Annotated in this window: 15 protein-coding genes; 8 read left to right on the forward strand and 7 right to left on the reverse strand. The window is 57.4% G+C overall.

The features are described 5' to 3' along the window. Position 1 precedes the first annotated feature (1 nt). Positions 2 to 1,078, reverse strand: a complete 1,077-nt coding sequence (locus K5I40_RS07475; RefSeq protein ID WP_223074207.1) for a hypothetical protein — start codon at positions 1,076 to 1,078, stop codon at positions 2 to 4. A 546-nt stretch (positions 1,079 to 1,624) separates the two neighbouring features. Then, positions 1,625 to 4,003, reverse strand: coding sequence for a phosphoenolpyruvate synthase (ppsA, locus tag K5I40_RS07480; protein WP_039029089.1), 2,379 nt, complete (start codon positions 4,001 to 4,003; stop codon positions 1,625 to 1,627). Between the two features lie 337 nt (positions 4,004 to 4,340). Between ppsA and K5I40_RS07485 the strand changes: the two genes are divergently transcribed. From K5I40_RS07485 to K5I40_RS07520, 8 genes are all read left to right on the forward strand, one after another. After that, complete coding sequence (locus K5I40_RS07485) at positions 4,341 to 5,174, forward strand: pyruvate, water dikinase regulatory protein (protein ID WP_223074208.1); 834 nt, start codon at positions 4,341 to 4,343, stop codon at positions 5,172 to 5,174. A gap of 153 nt (positions 5,175 to 5,327) precedes the next feature. After that, the gene (gene aroH, locus K5I40_RS07490) at positions 5,328 to 6,374 is read left to right on the forward strand and encodes a 3-deoxy-7-phosphoheptulonate synthase AroH (RefSeq protein WP_039029294.1); all 1,047 of its coding nucleotides are present in this window, start codon (positions 5,328 to 5,330) and stop codon (positions 6,372 to 6,374) included. Positions 6,375 to 6,540: 166 nt separating this feature from the next. Beyond that, complete coding sequence (gene hemP / locus K5I40_RS07495) at positions 6,541 to 6,777, forward strand: hemin uptake protein HemP (RefSeq protein ID WP_223074209.1); 237 nt, start codon at positions 6,541 to 6,543, stop codon at positions 6,775 to 6,777. 69 nt (positions 6,778 to 6,846) lie between these two features. After that, positions 6,847 to 8,832, forward strand: a complete 1,986-nt coding sequence (locus K5I40_RS07500; protein ID WP_223074210.1) for a TonB-dependent hemoglobin/transferrin/lactoferrin family receptor — start codon at positions 6,847 to 6,849, stop codon at positions 8,830 to 8,832. A gap of 45 nt (positions 8,833 to 8,877) precedes the next feature. After that, positions 8,878 to 9,906 carry a hemin-degrading factor gene (locus K5I40_RS07505; protein ID WP_223074211.1) on the forward strand — a complete coding sequence of 343 codons (1,029 nt, stop codon included), beginning with the start codon at positions 8,878 to 8,880 and terminating at the stop codon, positions 9,904 to 9,906. Next, positions 9,903 to 10,724: a hemin ABC transporter substrate-binding protein gene (locus K5I40_RS07510; protein ID WP_223074212.1), complete on the forward strand. Its 822-nt coding sequence runs from the start codon at positions 9,903 to 9,905 to the stop codon at positions 10,722 to 10,724. Before K5I40_RS07505 ends, K5I40_RS07510 begins: the two co-directional genes overlap by 4 nt. After that, entirely contained in the window at positions 10,724 to 11,716 is a 993-nt protein-coding gene (locus K5I40_RS07515; RefSeq protein ID WP_223074213.1) for an iron ABC transporter permease, read from the forward strand. The genes K5I40_RS07510 and K5I40_RS07515 overlap by 1 nt, the downstream gene beginning before the upstream one ends. After that, positions 11,709 to 12,488 (forward strand): heme ABC transporter ATP-binding protein, encoded by a 780-nt coding sequence (locus K5I40_RS07520; RefSeq protein ID WP_223074214.1) that lies wholly within the window; start codon positions 11,709 to 11,711, stop codon positions 12,486 to 12,488. Before K5I40_RS07515 ends, K5I40_RS07520 begins: the two co-directional genes overlap by 8 nt. On the opposite strand, the gene selO is transcribed toward K5I40_RS07520, so the two are convergent. The 5 genes from selO to K5I40_RS07545 form a co-directional block, all read right to left on the reverse strand. Continuing rightward, positions 12,485 to 13,927: a protein adenylyltransferase SelO gene (gene selO / locus K5I40_RS07525; RefSeq protein WP_223074215.1), complete on the reverse strand. Its 1,443-nt coding sequence runs from the start codon at positions 13,925 to 13,927 to the stop codon at positions 12,485 to 12,487. The genes K5I40_RS07520 and selO overlap by 4 nt on opposite strands. A 61-nt stretch (positions 13,928 to 13,988) precedes the next feature. Then, positions 13,989 to 14,702, reverse strand: coding sequence for an EAL domain-containing protein (locus K5I40_RS07530; RefSeq protein WP_039029080.1), 714 nt, complete (start codon positions 14,700 to 14,702; stop codon positions 13,989 to 13,991). A gap of 286 nt (positions 14,703 to 14,988) precedes the next feature. Then, the gene (locus tag K5I40_RS07535; protein ID WP_138368786.1) at positions 14,989 to 15,453 is read right to left on the reverse strand and encodes an NlpC/P60 family protein; all 465 of its coding nucleotides are present in this window, start codon (positions 15,451 to 15,453) and stop codon (positions 14,989 to 14,991) included. Positions 15,454 to 15,525: 72 nt separating this feature from the next. Further along, entirely contained in the window at positions 15,526 to 16,281 is a 756-nt protein-coding gene (btuD, locus tag K5I40_RS07540; RefSeq protein WP_223074216.1) for a vitamin B12 ABC transporter ATP-binding protein BtuD, read from the reverse strand. After that, a complete protein-coding gene (locus K5I40_RS07545; protein ID WP_138368784.1) occupies positions 16,281 to 16,832 on the reverse strand; it encodes a glutathione peroxidase in 552 nt (183 codons plus the stop codon). Before K5I40_RS07545 ends, btuD begins: the two co-directional genes overlap by 1 nt. Between the last annotated feature and the right edge of the window lie 14 nt (positions 16,833 to 16,846).

Consider the following 16,846-nt stretch of genomic DNA (forward strand, 5'->3'; position numbering starts at 1 on the left):
GTTATACATTCCACCAGTACAAAACGTAGTCGTTATCAGCGTTCACATATGAGATGTGAGCGGTAACAGGCATGTCAGGTGTGACAGGGGTTGGTGTTGGTGCTGGCGCTGGTGTTGGCGTCGGTACTGGCGCTGGCGTCGGCGTTGGTGTTGGCGTCGGCGTTGGTGCTGGCGCTGGCGTCGGCGTTGGTGCCGGCGTCGGCGTTGGGGTTGGAGTCGGGGTTGGTACAGGCGTCGGTGGAGTGATATCACTAAACGCTTTGTATTTACCGGTGTTCAGATTGGCGACAATCTCAGCGTAATGTGCTGGACCAAAGGCAGCGACAGTTGCAATGCCTTTAGCATCAACAGAACGTTCAAAACCATACTGGCCTTCTTTGGTAACTGACTTGTTCCAGCCACGCACGCCCCCTTCAGTGTCAAGGGAACCACGCGTGTGAACATGGGAGTAGTCACCACTCTTCACATCGACCATATGTGAACGCTGAGTTGGAGAGACAACGTTAAGGCCAGCACGGGTCACTTCGTCGTTTTTAACCACACTGGTGCGATAAGCGGCATTTGCAACATCGTTGTATAAAGAGACATGACCGACGGTATTCACACCATTATTCACGCCATGCACGCTGATACCACCCATACCGTCTTTATAGCTACCCGTTGCTACCGCCGTCTTCGTGCCGTTGGTTACCGCGACAGAATGCGAGCGATAGTCTGCAGAAATAACGTTAGTTTCCAGTCGTGTGACATTACCCATAGTGGTCGTTTTGGTACCCACTATCGCACCGTCTTTTACAGCAATAGTACGACTGGTGTCACCCATGTTAATTGAGCCGCGTGAAAAGCCGTTAAAGGTGTGCCCATTATTAATGCGTCCTGCATTACGACCATTAAAACTATGACCATTGAAAGAATGATTATTAAAAGAATGGCCGCCCATATGACCGCCACCGTGATTACCGTGATTACCGTGAGCAGAGGCAGCAAAAGAACTAAGAATAAGCAAAGCTAAGACAGAACGTTTCATTTTAAATTCCACACTTAAATTAACAGAACAGAGCGGGACGATCATATTCATAAGGATCACCCCGATACGTCAGCAACTATTTGCTGACGCTGAAGAAGCACAATCAACTCTTTAACCGTGATAACTGGCATTATACCAACGGTGATAACACCCTAAATTTCAGTACCAGAACTCATGCAACAATACAGTGGGATAAAGCACTGCTCACACACCGCACCTGTTTCACAATGTTTGAAACGTTCCATAAATGCAGCGTATTTGTGTTTCGCATTGAGCCTTGAGAATATTTAGCTTTCCATCGCGTGTTAATATTAATTATTTGTTAGCTCCCACCACTATTAATAAAGCGTCGTTCACTTGTGCCCGCTAAGAATGTTCTTACAGGATAAAACAGTCAACGCTGACCGCCCTGAATAGCACAAATGCATCAAATAAAATCAGCGTTAATATCGCTGGCTATTTTTTAATCAGTTGAAATATTTACAGAAACCGCACTGGTAAACAGAGCGATAACGTAACGGTTAATGTCCTGAGCATGAAGCATAAAAAAAGGCGAGGAACAAAGTCCTCGCCTTTATTCGGTGCTGAAGCGTGACGTTACTTGTTCAGTTCGGCCAGGCTCAGCCAGGTTTGTACCACGGTGTCCGGGTTCAGGGACAGGCTGTCGATCCCCTCTTCCATCAGCCATGCGGCAAAGTCTTCATGGTCGGAAGGACCCTGACCACAGATGCCGACGTACTTGCCCTGTTTTTTCGCGGCGCGGATAGCCATCGACAGCAGCGCTTTCACCGCCTCGTTACGCTCATCAAACAGTGCGGAGACCACGCCGGAGTCGCGATCCAGACCCAGTGCCAGCTGCGTCATATCGTTCGAGCCGATAGAGAAGCCGTCGAAGTGCTCAAGGAACTGCTCTGCCAGCAGGGCGTTGGACGGGATCTCACACATCATGATGATTTTGAGTCCGTTCTCGCCGCGCTTCAGCCCCTGACGCGCCAGCTCGTCAACCACCGCTTTCGCCTGATCCACGGTACGCACGAACGGCACCATGATCTCGACGTTGGTCAGGCCCATCTCGTTACGCACGCGTTTCACCGCCTCGCACTCCAGGGCAAAACAGTCGCGGAAGCTGTCAGAGACATAACGACCGGCGCCACGGAAGCCCAGCATCGGGTTCTCTTCTTCCGGCTCGTAACGCTCGCCGCCCACCAGGTTGGCGTATTCGTTCGATTTGAAGTCAGAGAGACGCACGATCACGCGTTTCGGGAAGAACGCAGCGCCAAGGGTCGCGATCCCTTCGGTCAGACGGCCGACGTAGAACTCTTTCGGCGAGTCGTAGCCCTTCATCATCTCGCGAATTTCTTTCTGCAGCTTCGGATCCTGGTCATCGAACTCCAGCAGCGCACGCGGGTGGACCCCAATCATACGGTTGATGATGAACTCCAGACGCGCCAGGCCAACGCCTTCGTTAGGCAGACAGGCGAAGTCGAACGCGCGGTCCGGGTTGCCGACGTTCATCATGATCTTCAGCGGCAGATCCGGCATGGTATCCACGCTGGAGCTCTTCACGCTGAAGTCCAGCAGTTCGGCGTAGACGTAACCGGTGTCGCCTTCGGCACAGGAGACGGTGACGTTCTCATCGTCTTTCATGCGTTCGGTGGCATCACCGCAGCCAACAACCGCCGGAATACCCAGCTCACGGGCGATGATTGCCGCGTGACAGGTACGGCCGCCACGGTTGGTGACAATCGCTGCCGCCTTTTTCATGATCGGTTCCCAGTCCGGGTCGGTCATGTCGGTGACCAGCACGTCGCCAGGCTGAATGCGGTTCATTTCGCTGATGTCGTGGATCACTTTCACCGGGCCAGCGCCGATGCGGTGGCCGATGGCACGGCCTTCAGCGATGATTTTGCCCTGGGCATGCAGGGTGTAACGCTCCATCACCTGGCCGCGGGAGCGGACGGTTTCCGGACGCGCCTGGACGATAAACAGCTTGCCGGTGTTACCGTCTTTGGCCCATTCGATATCCATCGGACGGCCATAGTGCTTCTCAATCTGCACCGCCTGCTTCGCCAGCTCCTGCACTTCGGCATCGGTCAGCGAGAAGCGATCGCACTGTTCCTGCGGCACATCTTCAATCCGGACCTGCTTGCCGTGCTCCTGGGTCGGGGCGTAGATCATGCGGATTTTTTTCGAACCCATGGTGCGACGCACGATAGCCGGGCGATCCGCTGCCAGGGTTGGCTTGTGTACATAGAATTCGTCAGGGTTGACCGCACCCTGCACCACCATCTCGCCCAGACCCCAGGCGGAGGTGATAAAGACCACCTGATCGAAACCCGATTCGGTATCAATAGAGAACATCACGCCTGACGAGGCCAGATCCGAACGCACCATGCGCTGCACGCCCGCCGACAGCGCAACGCCGCGGTGGTCGTAACCCTGATGCACGCGATAGGAGATGGCGCGGTCGTTAAACAGGGAAGCAAACACGTGTTTAACCGCCACCAGAACCGCATCGTAGCCCTGTACGTTAAGGAAGGTCTCCTGCTGACCGGCAAAGGAGGCATCCGGCATATCTTCTGCGGTGGCGGAGGAGCGCACGGCAAAGGAGGCCTGAGCATCATCAGCGGAGAGCTGGTTATAGGCGTCGTGGATGGCTTTTTCCAGTTCAGGCTGGAAAGGTGTGTCGATGATCCACTGGCGGATCTGGGTCCCGGCTTTGGCAAGCTCGGAGACATCATCAATGTCCGTGTTATCCAGTAGTTCGTAAATGCGCTGGTTTACGCCGCTTTGATCCAGAAAATAGTTAAAAGCATCGGCGGTGGTAGCAAATCCATTCGGTACGGAGACACCCATACTGGACAGATTTGTAATCATTTCACCCAGGGAGGCATTTTTGCCTCCAACTCTGTCTACATCATTCATGCCGAGTTGGTTATACCAAAGCACCAGCGGTGACGAGCCATTGTTGGACATCGAAACAATCCTTTTATGATATATGAACGGGTTTTAAGAAACTCCTTACTGCGTATTTATACTGTCATATTTAATCGCGCTAAAAAAACGGTGAATCGTGTAAGCACTTTTATTTTTTCGCTTTTCAGACTGTTCCCGCTTAAATGCTAACCTGATGATTCCTATGGATTCCCACAAAAAACTCAGACTTTAGGGTGATTTTGAAAAATGAAACACCCCTTTCATTAAAAATAAAAATAGCGTTTCATTTTGAATTTCCCGCGCCCGTTGACTGTTGTAATTTACTTTTTTAATTTATGCTTTCAGTCAATTACATCTGATATACCGAGTGTGCAAAATGGATAATGCTGTCGATCGCCACGTTTTTTATATTTCCGATGGTACGGCGATCACCGCCGAAGTGCTGGGCCATGCGGTGATGTCGCAATTCCCGGTTTCCATCAACAGCATCACCCTGCCGTTTGTGGAAAACGAGAGCCGCGCCAGAGCGGTGAAAGATCAAATTGATGCCATTTTCCAGCAGACCGGCAAGCGTCCGCTGGTGTTCTACTCGATTGTGATCCCGGAAATCCGCAATATCATTCTGCAAAGTGAAGGTTTCTGTCAGGACATCGTCCAGGCGCTGGTGGCCCCGCTGCAGCAGGAGTTGAAGCTGGACCCTACCCCGGTGGCGCACCGCACCCACGGTCTGAATCCGGCGAATATCATTAAGTACGACGCCCGTATCGCCGCCATCGACTACACCCTCGCCCACGATGACGGCATCTCGATGCGCAACCTCGATCAGGCCCAGGTCATTCTGCTCGGCGTTTCGCGCTGCGGCAAAACCCCCACCAGCCTCTATCTGGCGTTACAGTTCGGCATCCGCGCGGCAAACTACCCCTTTATTGCCGATGATATGGATAATCTGGTGCTGCCGGCGGCGCTGAAACCGCTCCAGCACAAGCTGTTTGGTCTGACCATTAACCCGGAACGTCTGGCGGCCATCCGCGAAGAGCGCCGGGAAAACAGCCGCTATGCGTCGATGCGCCAGTGCCGGATGGAGGTGGCTGAAGTGGAAGCCCTGTACCGGAAGAACAACATTCCCTGTCTCAACAGTACCAACTATTCGGTAGAAGAGATTGCCACCAAGATCCTCGACATTATGGGGCTGAATCGCCGCATGTACTAACAGGCTAGTACATTGGTTCGCAATCCTTTATACTCGCTACCCATAACAGGGCACGCTTGTGCCCTGCACTTGAAATCAGCGGGGATTGGTTTAAGGTGATGCCCATCACTTCCCGGTAAGTTACCGATGAAGCACTACATTCTGAGAAATACCATGAATAAAACCGATGAACTCCGCACAGCGCGTATCGACAGCCTGGTGACGCCAGCAGAACTGGCCCAGCGATACCCTGTTTCTGCGGCAGTGGCCGATCACGTGACAACGTCACGTAAACGTATTGAAAAAATCCTGAACGGGGACGATCGCCGCCTGCTGGTGATCGTAGGTCCTTGCTCTATTCACGATCTTGATGCCGCGATGGATTACGCCCAGCGCCTGAAAGGGCTGCGGGATAAGCACCAGGCGCGGCTTGAGATCGTGATGCGCACCTACTTTGAGAAACCGCGCACCGTGGTGGGCTGGAAAGGGCTAATCTCCGATCCCGATTTAAACGGCAGCTACCGGGTCAATCACGGCATTCAGCTGGCGCGCAAACTGCTGTTGCAGGTTAACGAGCTGGGCGTGCCGACCGCCACCGAATTCCTGGATATGGTGACCGGACAGTTTATCGCCGATCTCATCAGCTGGGGGGCGATTGGCGCGCGCACTACGGAAAGCCAGATCCACCGTGAAATGGCCTCGGCGCTCTCCTGTCCGGTGGGCTTCAAAAACGGCACCGACGGCAATACCCGCATTGCGGTGGATGCCATCCGCGCCGCCCGCGCCAGCCATATGTTCCTGTCTCCGGACAAGAACGGCCAGATGACCATCTATCAAACCAGCGGCAACCCGTACGGCCACATCATTATGCGCGGCGGTAAACAGCCGAACTATCATCCGCAGGATATCGCCGAAGCCTGCGACACCCTGCGCGAGTTCGACCTGCCGGAGCAGCTGGTGATCGATTTCAGCCACGGCAACTGCCAGAAACAGCACCGCCGCCAGCTGGACGTCTGCGACGAGGTGTGCCAGCAGATCCGCAACGGCTCCAGCGCCATTGCCGGGATTATGGCCGAAAGTTTCCTGCGCGAAGGCACGCAAAAAGTGGTGGTCGGCCAGCCGATTACCTACGGTCAGTCCATTACCGACCCCTGCCTGAGCTGGGAAGATACCGAAGTGCTGCTGGATAAACTTGCGGTGGCGGTGGACTCTCGCTTCTGACATTTCGCCCGGTGGCGCTTCGCTTACCGGGCCTACGTATCACACTTTGTAGGCCGGGTAAGGCGTAGCCGCTACCCGGCTTTTTTTCATCCCGCACAACCCTTTAACGTTCCCTCAGTCACTGTTTTTTCATAAAACGCTTGCCGTTAAAAATGATTTGTTGATAATGATTATCATTGTTACATTGATTGCCATTTTGAAACACATTATGTCACGTATGGATAACACCGCAGCAACGCTCACTCGTCCTGAAGACAAAACACAGCCTGCCCCGGACGCGAACGATCGTCGCATTAACAGTAAACAGCTGTTGGGCGAGGAAGGACGCGTCATTATCGAGCATGATGGCCAGCACTACCTCTTGCGCCAGACACATGCCGGAAAATTAATCCTCACAAAATAAGCACCTTCGCCAGCCACCCAGGTTTCCCCAGGCAGCCAGCGCTTTTCACTTTTAAATGGAGAGTGGCTCATGCCATACCTGAATACCGCGTCTTTACGCCCGTCGCTGCTGGCGCTGGCCATTACCACCGCCCTGCCGGGAATGGCCCTTGCCGCCACCGACGACATGACGGTGACCGCCACCGGGAATGCCCGCAGCGCCTTTGAAGCGCCGATGATGGTGAGCGTCATTGACGCCACCGCCCCGGAAAACCAAACCGCCAGCTCTGCCGCCGATCTGCTGCGCCATGTTCCTGGCCTGACCCTCGACGGCACCGGGCGCACCAACGGTCAGGACGTCAATCTGCGCGGCTACGATCGTCGCGGCGTGCTGGTGCTGGTGGACGGCGTTCGTCAGGGCACCGATACCGGCCACCTGAACAGCACCTTCCTCGACCCGGCGCTGATCAAGCGCATTGAGATCGTGCGCGGCCCGTCCGCCCTGCTGTACGGCAGCGGTGCGATGGGCGGGGTGATCGCCTATGACACCGCCGATGCAAAAGACCTGCTCCAGCCCGGCCAGAGCAGCGGCTTCCGTGTGTTTGGCACCGCCGCTACCGGCGATCACAGCCTCGGCATGGGGGCCAGCGCCTTTGGCCGGACCGATACTCTCGATGGTCTGGTGGCCTGGTCGAGCCGGGATCGCGGGGATATCCGCCAGGGCGGCGGCGAGACCGCGCCGAACGACGAATCAATCAACAATATGCTGGCAAAAGGCAGCTGGCAGATGGATCAGGCCCAGTCCCTGAGCGGCTCGCTGCGCTATTACAACAACGCGGCGCAGGAGCCCAAAAACCCGCAGACCATCGATGCCGACGACAGCAGTAACCCGATGACCGACCGCTCCACCATCCAGCGTGACGTTCAGCTGGGGTATCACATCGCCCCGGAAGGCAACGACTGGCTGAACGCCGATGCCCGGATCTACTGGTCTGAAGCGCGGATTAATGCCCAGAACATTGATGGCACCGGGGAGTACCGCGAGCAGACCACCAAAGGCGGCAAAGTGGAAAACCGCACCCGCCTGTTCGCCGACTCTTTCGCCTCGCACCTGCTGACCTACGGCGGCGAGTATTACCGTCAGGAGCAGTCGCCTTCTGGCGCCACCACCGGCTTCCCGGATGCGAGCATCGACTTCAGCTCCGGCTGGCTGCAGGATGAGATCACCCTGCGCGATCTGCCCGTCACCCTGCTGGGCGGCACCCGCTACGATAACTACCGCGGCAGCAGCGACGGCTACGAGGACGTGGACGCCGATAAGTGGTCATCCCGCGCCGGGATCACCGTCTCCCCGACCGACTGGCTGATGATGTTCGGCTCCTGGGCCCAGGCCTTCCGCGCCCCGACGATGGGCGAGATGTATAACGACGCGAAGCACTTCTCCATTGGTCGCTTCTACACCAACTACTGGGTGCCGAACCCGAATCTGCGCCCGGAAACTAACGAAACCCAGGAGTACGGATTTGGCCTGCGCTTTGACGATCTGATGCTCGCCAACGATGCGCTGGAGTTCAAAGCCAGCTACTTTGATACCAACGCCAAAGATTACATCTCCACCACCGTCGATTTCGCCGCCGCGACCACCATGTCGTACAACGTGCCGAACGCCAAAATCTGGGGCTGGGACATGATGGCGAAATACTCCGCCAGCCTGTTCAGCCTGGATGTGGCCTATAACCGCACCCGGGGCAAAGACACCGACACCGGGGAGTACATCTCCAGCATCAGCCCGGATACCGTCTCCAGCAAGCTGGACATTCCGCTGGCGCAGAGCGGCTTCAACGTGGGCTGGATTGGCACCTTCGCCGATCGCTCCACCCACGTGAGCAGCAGCTACAGCCACCAGCCGGGCTACGCGGTGAACGATTTCTACGTCAGCTATCAGGGCCAGCAGGCGCTGAAGGGCGTCACCACCACTCTGGTGCTCGGCAACGCCTTCGACAAAGAGTACTGGTCGCCGCAGGGCATCCCGCAGGATGGGCGCAACGGCAAGATTTTCGTAAGTTATCAGTGGTAATCCCCTTGCCCCGGTTGCGGGGCATTTATCCGGAAGGAAGAGACAATGAATCACTACACACGCTGGCTTGAACTAAAAGAAGAAAACCCGGGGAAATACGCGCGTGATATCGCCGCGCTGATGAACATCAGCGAAGCTGAACTGACCTATGCGCGGGTGGGCCACGATGCCTGGCGTCTGCATGGCGACATTCGTGAGATCATCGGCGCGCTGGAAGCGACGGGTGAAACCAAATGCATCTGCCGCAACGACTATGCGGTTCACGAGCAGGTGGGCACCTTTACCAACCAGCACCTGAATGGCCATGCCGGGCTGGTGCTCAACCCGCGCGCACTGGATCTGCGCCTGTTCCTCAACCAGTGGGCGAGCGTGTTCCATATCAGCGAAACCACTGCCCGCGGCGAACGTCAGAGCATCCAGTTTTTTGACCATCAGGGCGATGCGCTGCTGAAGGTTTACACTACCGACAACACCGATATCTCCGCCTGGGGCGACGTGCTGACCCACTTTATCTTTGCCGATAACCCGCCGCTGGCGCTGAAGGCTGCCGAGGTGAGCGCAGAGGTGGCAAACGCCGATGCCGCAACGGTAGACAGCGAGTGGCGCGCCATGACCGACGTGCATCAGTTCTTCGGTCTGCTAAAGCGCCACGGTCTGACCCGTCAGCAGGCGTTCCGCCTGGTGGGTGACGATCTGGCCTGTCAGGTGGATAACCGCGCCCTGGCGCAGCTGCTGGACACCGCCCGTCAGGACGCCAACGAGATCATGATCTTCGTCGGCAACCGCGGCTGCGTGCAGATCTTCACCGGCAAGGTGGAGAAAGTGGTGCCGATGAAAGGCTGGCTGAACATCTTTAACCCGGCCTTCACCCTGCATCTGCTGGAAGAGACCATCGCCGAGACCTGGGTGACGCGTAAACCGACCGCCGACGGCCACGTTACCAGCCTTGAGCTGTTTGCCGCCGACGGAACGCAGATCGCCCAGCTGTACGGTCAGCGCACGGAAGGCGAGCCCGAGCAGCGCCAGTGGCGTGCCCAGATTGACGCCCTGACGGTGAAAGGGCTGGCCGCATGAGAAAACTGCTTGCCCTGATCGCCGCGCTGCCGCTGGCCGCCTTTGCCGCGCCGCAGGAGAAGATCGTTGCCCTTGGCGGGGACGTCACGGAGATTGTTTACGCCCTGGGCGCCGGGAATTCACTGGTGGCGCGCGACAGCACCAGCCAGTGGCCGGAGCAGGCCAACTCCCTGCCGGACGTGGGCTACCTGCGCCAGCTCAATGCCGAGGGGATCCTGGCGATGCGCCCGACGCTGGTGTTAGCCAGCGCCCAGGCGCAGCCTTCCCTGGCGCTCAAACAGGTCGGGCAAAGCAACATCAGGGTGGTGACGGTGCCGGGCAGCAATGCGCTCAGCGTCATCGACGAGAAAGTGCGCCTGATAGCGCAGGCGACGCACCGCGTCTCCGAAGGGGAAGCCCTGCGCCAGCGTCTGAATCAGGAGCTGGCCGCGATGCCCTCCTCCCCGCTTAACAAGCGGGTGCTGTTCATTCTCAATCACGGCGGGATGACCGCCATGGCTGCCGGGCAGAATACCGGCGCCGATGCGGCGATCCGCGCCGCGGGTCTGCAAAACGCCATGCAGGGCTTCTCCCGTTACCAGCCGCTCTGTCAGGAGGGGGTGATCGCCAGCCAGCCCGATCTGGTGGTGATTTCGCAGGACGGGGTAAAAGCGATGGGCGGAGAAGAGAATCTGTGGAAGCTGCCAGGTCTGGCGCAAACCCCTGCCGGGCGTAATAAGCAGGTGTTACAGATTGACGACATGGCCCTGCTCGGGTTCAGCGTGCGTACCCCGCAGGCGATTGGCCAGCTGCGCAGCAAAGCTGAGCAACTGCCCTGATGCCTCGCCGTATTCTCTGCTCGCTGTGGGGCCTGGCGCTGGCGCTGGCCCTGATGACGCTGCTGGCCACCGGTTTTGGCGCGCTGCGCCTGCCGGTGAACCTGCTCTGGAGCGGCACCGACGAGGCGCTACGCCAGATCTGGCTCACCATTCGCCTGCCGCGCGTGCTGCTGGCGCTGGTGATTGGCGGCTCGCTGGCGCTGGCGGGCTGCGTGATGCAGGGCCTGTTTCGTAATCCCCTCGCCGACCCCGGGTTGCTTGGGATCAGCAGCGGTGCCGCCTGCGCCGTCGCCCTGTGGGTGGTGCTGCCCATCACCCTGCCCGCCCTGCTGATGCTCTACGCCCCGATGCTGTCGGCCTTTCTCGGCGCGCTGGCGGCAACGGTCGTCATTTTTCTGCTCAGCCAGCAGCGGGAGAATTCCCTCTCGCGCCTGCTGCTGGTAGGCATCGCCATCAATGCCCTGTGCGGCGCGGCGGTGGGCGTGCTCTCCTGGGTGAGTAACGACGCTCAGCTGCGCCAGCTCTCCCTGTGGGGAATGGGCAGCCTCGGCCAGGCCCAGTGGTCTACTCTGCTGGCGGTGACCTCGCTGATGATCCCGACGGTGCTGGTTATCTGGCGGCTGGCGGCAGCCCTGAATCTGCTCCAGCTTGGCGAGGAAGAGGCGCACTATCTGGGCGTCGATGTGCGGATCGTTCAGCGCATCCTGCTTTTATGCAGCGCCCTGCTGGTGGCCGCCGCGGTGGCGGTCAGCGGCGTGATCGGTTTTATTGGCCTGGTGGTGCCGCACCTGATCCGCATGTGGCTGGGGTCAGATCACCGGGCGGTGATCCCCGGCTCGGTGCTGGCGGGGGCTTTTTTGCTGCTGATCGCCGATACCGCCGCGCGCACGCTGGTGGCTCCGGCGGAGATGCCGGTGGGATTACTGACCAGCATTCTCGGCGCGCCCTGGTTCCTGTGGCTTATTTTTCGTCGTGGAGGCCAGCATGGCTGAAGCCTTAGTTGCCGAAGGTTTGACCTACAGGGTGGCAGGCCGGACGGTACTGAACGACGTCTCGCTGTCCCTTTCGCCGGGAGAGCTGGTGGCGCTGATCGGCCCTAACGGCGCGGGGAAATCCACCCTGCTGCGCCTGTTGACCGGTTTTCTCAAGCCGGATTCAGGGCGCTGCCTGCTGAACGGCAAAGTACTGGACGGCTGGAGTACGCAGAGTTTATCCCGGATGCGGGCGGTGATGCGCCAGCAAACCCAGCTCGGTTTTGACTGGCCGGTTGAGGCGGTGATCGGCATGGGTCGCGCGCCGTGGACGCAACAACCCGAGCCGCAGATCGTCAGCGAGGTGATGCAGCTTACTGGCTGCCAGCCGCTTGCCGGTCGCCAGTATGCGGCCCTCTCGGGGGGAGAGCAGCAGCGGGTGCAGCTGGCCCGGGCGCTGGCTCAGCTCTGGCATGGCGGCGCGCCACGGGGCTGGTTATTTCTCGATGAGCCTACCTCGGCGCTGGATCTCTATCACCAGCAGCATCTGTTGCGTCTGCTGAAAGCTCTTGTTCAGGAGGGTAAACTGCACGTCTGCGTGGTGCTGCACGATCTCAATCTGGCGGCCTTATGGGCAGATCGGATCGTGCTCCTGCACGACGGCAGAATCGTTTCGCAGGGGACACCGCAGCAGGTATTACAGGCTGACGACCTGACGCGCTGGTACGGCGCGCAGGTGCAGGTGGGGCAGCATCCGCTTAATGCCAGCCCCCAGGTTTTTCTCAAACCTTAACTGGAACAACTTACTTCCAGCCGTTTGCCCCAGTCCGGCGGACGGCTGACATAGTCATCACTGCGGTCGGCAAACGGCGTTCGCAGGGCTTCGTGTAAGCGGTGAAGCTCGGCGTAATCGCCTTTCTCCGCCTGCTCGATCGCCCGCTGTGCCAGCCAGTTACGTAATACCATAGCCGGGTTGACGGCGTTCATCTGCGCCTGACGCACCTCGTCCGCCACGTTCTCCTGCTGCAGACGCGCGCGGTAGGTCGCAAACCAGTCATCAAACGCCTGACGATCGATAAACTCATCGCGCAGCGGTGAGGCGGCGCTGTGCTGTTCGGTCTGGCCCAGCATGCGCAACGTACGGGTGTAGTCGCTGCCTTCCCGGGCCATCAGCGCAAACAGGTTATTCAGCAGCTCGTTATCGCCCTTCTCCTGCGTCATCAGCCCCAGCTTGCGGCGCATCAGCTTGCCGTACTGCTGGAGCAAGACGTCCTGATAGCTGTCCAGCGCGTCGTTAAGCGCGTCAACGTCGATAAAGGGTGAGAGCGATTGCGCCAGGCGCTGCAGGTTCCACAGGCCCACCGCAGGCTGGTTATCAAAGCTGTAACGCCCCTGATAGTCGGAGTGGTTGCAGATATAGCCCGGCTGGTAGTCGTCGAGAAAACCGTAAGGACCGTAATCGATGGTCAGGCCGAGGATCGACATGTTGTCGGTATTCATCACGCCGTGCGCAAAGCCCACCGTCTGCCAGCAGGCGATCAGCGACGCGGTACGTGCCACCACGTCGCGGAACCAGAGGATGTACTTATCGGCCTCGTCCTGCCACTGGGGCCAGTGATGGCGAATGATAAAGTCCGCCAGCTGGCGCACTTTCTCCGGCTCGCGGCGATAGTAGAAGTGTTCGAAATGGCCGAAACGGGCGTGGCTCTGAGCTACGCGGATCAGCATCGCGCCCTGCTCCATGCTCTCACGCGCCACCGGGGTGTCGCTGGTGACAATCGACAGCGCGCGGGTGGAGGGAATTCCCAGGGCGTGCATCGCTTCCGAGGCCAGGCTTTCGCGGATGGTGGAGCGCAGAACGGCGCGGCCATCGCCCATACGTGAGTACGGCGTGAGCCCGGCGCCCTTCAGGTGCCAGTCCATGGTTTGTCCGTTGGCGAGCTGCTGTTCGCCGAGCAGGATCCCTCGCCCGTCACCTAATTGACCGGCCCAGACGCCAAACTGATGTCCGCTGTACACCTGCGCCAGCGGCTGCATGCCGGGCAGCAGCGTTTCGCCGCCAAAAACGCCGGCACCCTGCTCCGGCCTGAACAGCGATTCCGGGATCGCCAGTTCGGCGGCCAGCGCCGTGTTATGCCAGATCAGGCGGGCATTATTCAGGGGAGTGGGTTTCAGAGCCGTATAAAAACCGGGTAATTCATCATGCCAGTGCGCGGTAAAAGACAGGGTCATAGGTCCTCCTGCTTTTAGTGTAGTGGGTTTGTCAGCGGTTAAACACCGGGGAAGACAAGGGTTATACCTGCACCAGGGAGGTTATACGCTCAAGGGGAACGGCAGGCCACAGGCTGCCCTGCATGGCGCTAAAGCCGTACACCGACAGCCGCCGCAGCGCAACGTCATCATCCACGCCCGCTACCATCAGTGACTGACAGTACGGCGATATCTGGATAAAGATCGCCCGTAAGAAAGGATCGAAGGTATTTTGAGTGAGCTGTTGCTGAATGAAGTTTTTATCCAGCGCCACGCGTTTAAACATGCCGTCAAAAATGGCTTTGGTTGAGGCATCCCCGGCACCAAAATTGCCTAACACCAGCGGAAAACGCAGTGCGAAATTCATTAGCGAGGTATTCAAATTGCCTTTATTGAGATCCGGATAGTTTTCATAAATGGTGAACTCCAGCCACGGATGACGTTCACATATTGAAACACCTTCTTCTTCTGTTAGCAGATATTCAACAATCACTGGGGAGATATTTATCCACGCCAGGAGCTGTTGCTGAATAAAAAAGAGTTTGCAGGTTTCGAGCAGCGCAAGTTGCTCCTGAAAAAGCATCAACTCTTGCGCAGGCGTTAACAACGGGCGCACCAGTTCAGTAGGAATGCGCACAGGGCTGTTAACACCAACAAAATTGACGTTTATTTCAAGACCTTTAAGCGCCCCTGAATCATGGCGCGCAGGGACTAATAAAAATTCTGTTTGATAAGCAATATCCAGCATCACAATCATGGCGTCCGTCCTGATTTAAAGACGATACAAGACATCCTGAAACATATGCTGAAGTAATTCAACCATTTGGATTTTATAAAGAATAATCTCATTCGTTCCATTTAATTTTCGGATTTTCCTTAGTCCTGAAAATAATCTTATCCTGGATAAAGCTTAATAGCCAGTTTTCCCTAACTGCCAGAATTGATTCAAATTAATTCCGCCTGCTGGAGATCCAGAATTAATGTCCTGAAACGAATCTCATTTAAACAAAGGATCGGCGTCGCGCCAGGCCGGCGCGACGAGATTAAATGCGTCGGGCTTGCCAGAAGTTTTTGCGCCAGTAAACATTATTGAGAGAGGAGCGCATCACGCCGCGACTGGTCGAGGCATGAATAAATTGATTATCTGTATCGTATATGCCGACGTGCAGGCCGCTTTCGCCAGAGCCGGTTTTAAAGAACACCAGATCGCCAGGCAACAGATCGTCTTTGTCAATCTCGGTGCCTATTGTCGCCTGCTGTCGCGTTTCTCGCGGCAACTGCAACGCAAACTGGTCGCGAAACGTCAGCAAGACAAACCCCGAACAATCAATACCGCCGCGCGTCATGCCACCGTAGCGGTAAGGCGTACCGCCCCAGTTGTGCAGTTGATCGTTGAGACCCGCAATCACCGCGATAGAATCAGACAGCCGCGCGTTCGGCGGCGGTGCGCGATGGCTGCTGCATCCTGCAAGAAATAGCGCGGCTACCAATAGAAAACAGAATCGCATTCCCGACGAATCCTCTGATTTTTTGGATTTTCCGTAATTTAGCCTGTGAATATGTCGCTGTGCAACAAGCGGTTATTCCTGAGACGTCGAAATGATCATTCTGTGACCTTCGATGTCCAGACGGCGGAAAGACATATCATAAGCTTTAGCCAGATTGGGCGGCGTCAGAACGCTGTCACGCGCCCCGCTGGCAATCAACTGGCCCCGCTTCAGCAGCCAGACGCGATGCGCATGACGCAGGGTATGGTTGAGGTCATGACTGCTCATCACCACCGCAATACCCTGCTGCGACAGAGCGCTTAAAGCTCTGTCCAGCGCCACCTGCTGGGCAACATCGAGACTGCTCATCGGCTCGTCCAGCAACAGCAACTGACCGTGCGGATTGCCCTGGGGATGAATTTGCAGGATCACCGCCGCCAGCCGCACGCGTTGCCACTCTCCGCCGGAGAGCTGGCTGACGTGCCGGGACAGTTTATCCTCAATACCCAACATGGCTGCGACGTCACTTAACAGCGCTTTTTGCTGACTATTGTGCTGATGCAGCGTCAGATAGTGCCAGACCGGCATGGCGAACGGCGCAGTTTGCTGCTGCGCCAGATACGCCCTGCGACTCGCCAGCGACGCGGAGGACCAACGGGATAGCGATTCCCCCTGCAACAGGATTTCGCCCTGCCCGCTACTCAGCCCGGCCATACGGGCAAGCAATGTGCTCTTACCTGCCCCGTTCGGGCCGACCAGGTGCAGGATCTCCCCCGCATTAACCTGTGCGGAAAGCGGCTGCAGACGTCCGGCTTCCGACACCCCATTGAGCTGCATCAGGATCGACATTACTTCGCGAGCGCCAGCTTGATCGCTTCCATCAGGATCGGATCTTCAGGCGTCATATCCGGCGCAAAACGCTGAACCACTTCGCCATCGCGACCGATCAGGAATTTTTCAAAATTCCATAAAATGTCATCAGGATAGAGCGGCGCACGGCCTTTGCTCGCCAGACGCTCATAAAAACCGCTGCTTTCAGGCGCAACAGCCACCGGGGCTGCGGCAATCAGCTTTTGATACAGCGGATGACGCGCTTCGCCGTTGACCTCGACTTTGCTGAACATCGGGAAGGTGATGCCATAGGTGGTGCTGCAGAAGGTTTTGATCTCCTCTTCGCTACCTGGCTCCTGGCCGAGAAACTGGTTGCACGGGAAACCGAGCACGGTAAAACCGTCCTTTTCCCATGCTTTGTGAATGTTTTCGAGCTGCTCATACTGCGGCGTCAGACCGCATTTCGATGCCACGTTTACCACCAGCAGAACCTTGCCCTTATAGCCTTCCAGGGTGGTCTTTTCTCCATCGATGGTCGTCACTTCGGTGTTCAGAATATCGTTCGGCATAGCATTCCCTCAGG

Origin of the sequence: Leclercia sp. LTM14 (assembly GCF_023736175.1) — a bacterium.
GTDB lineage: Bacteria > Pseudomonadota > Gammaproteobacteria > Enterobacterales > Enterobacteriaceae > Enterobacter > Enterobacter barmai.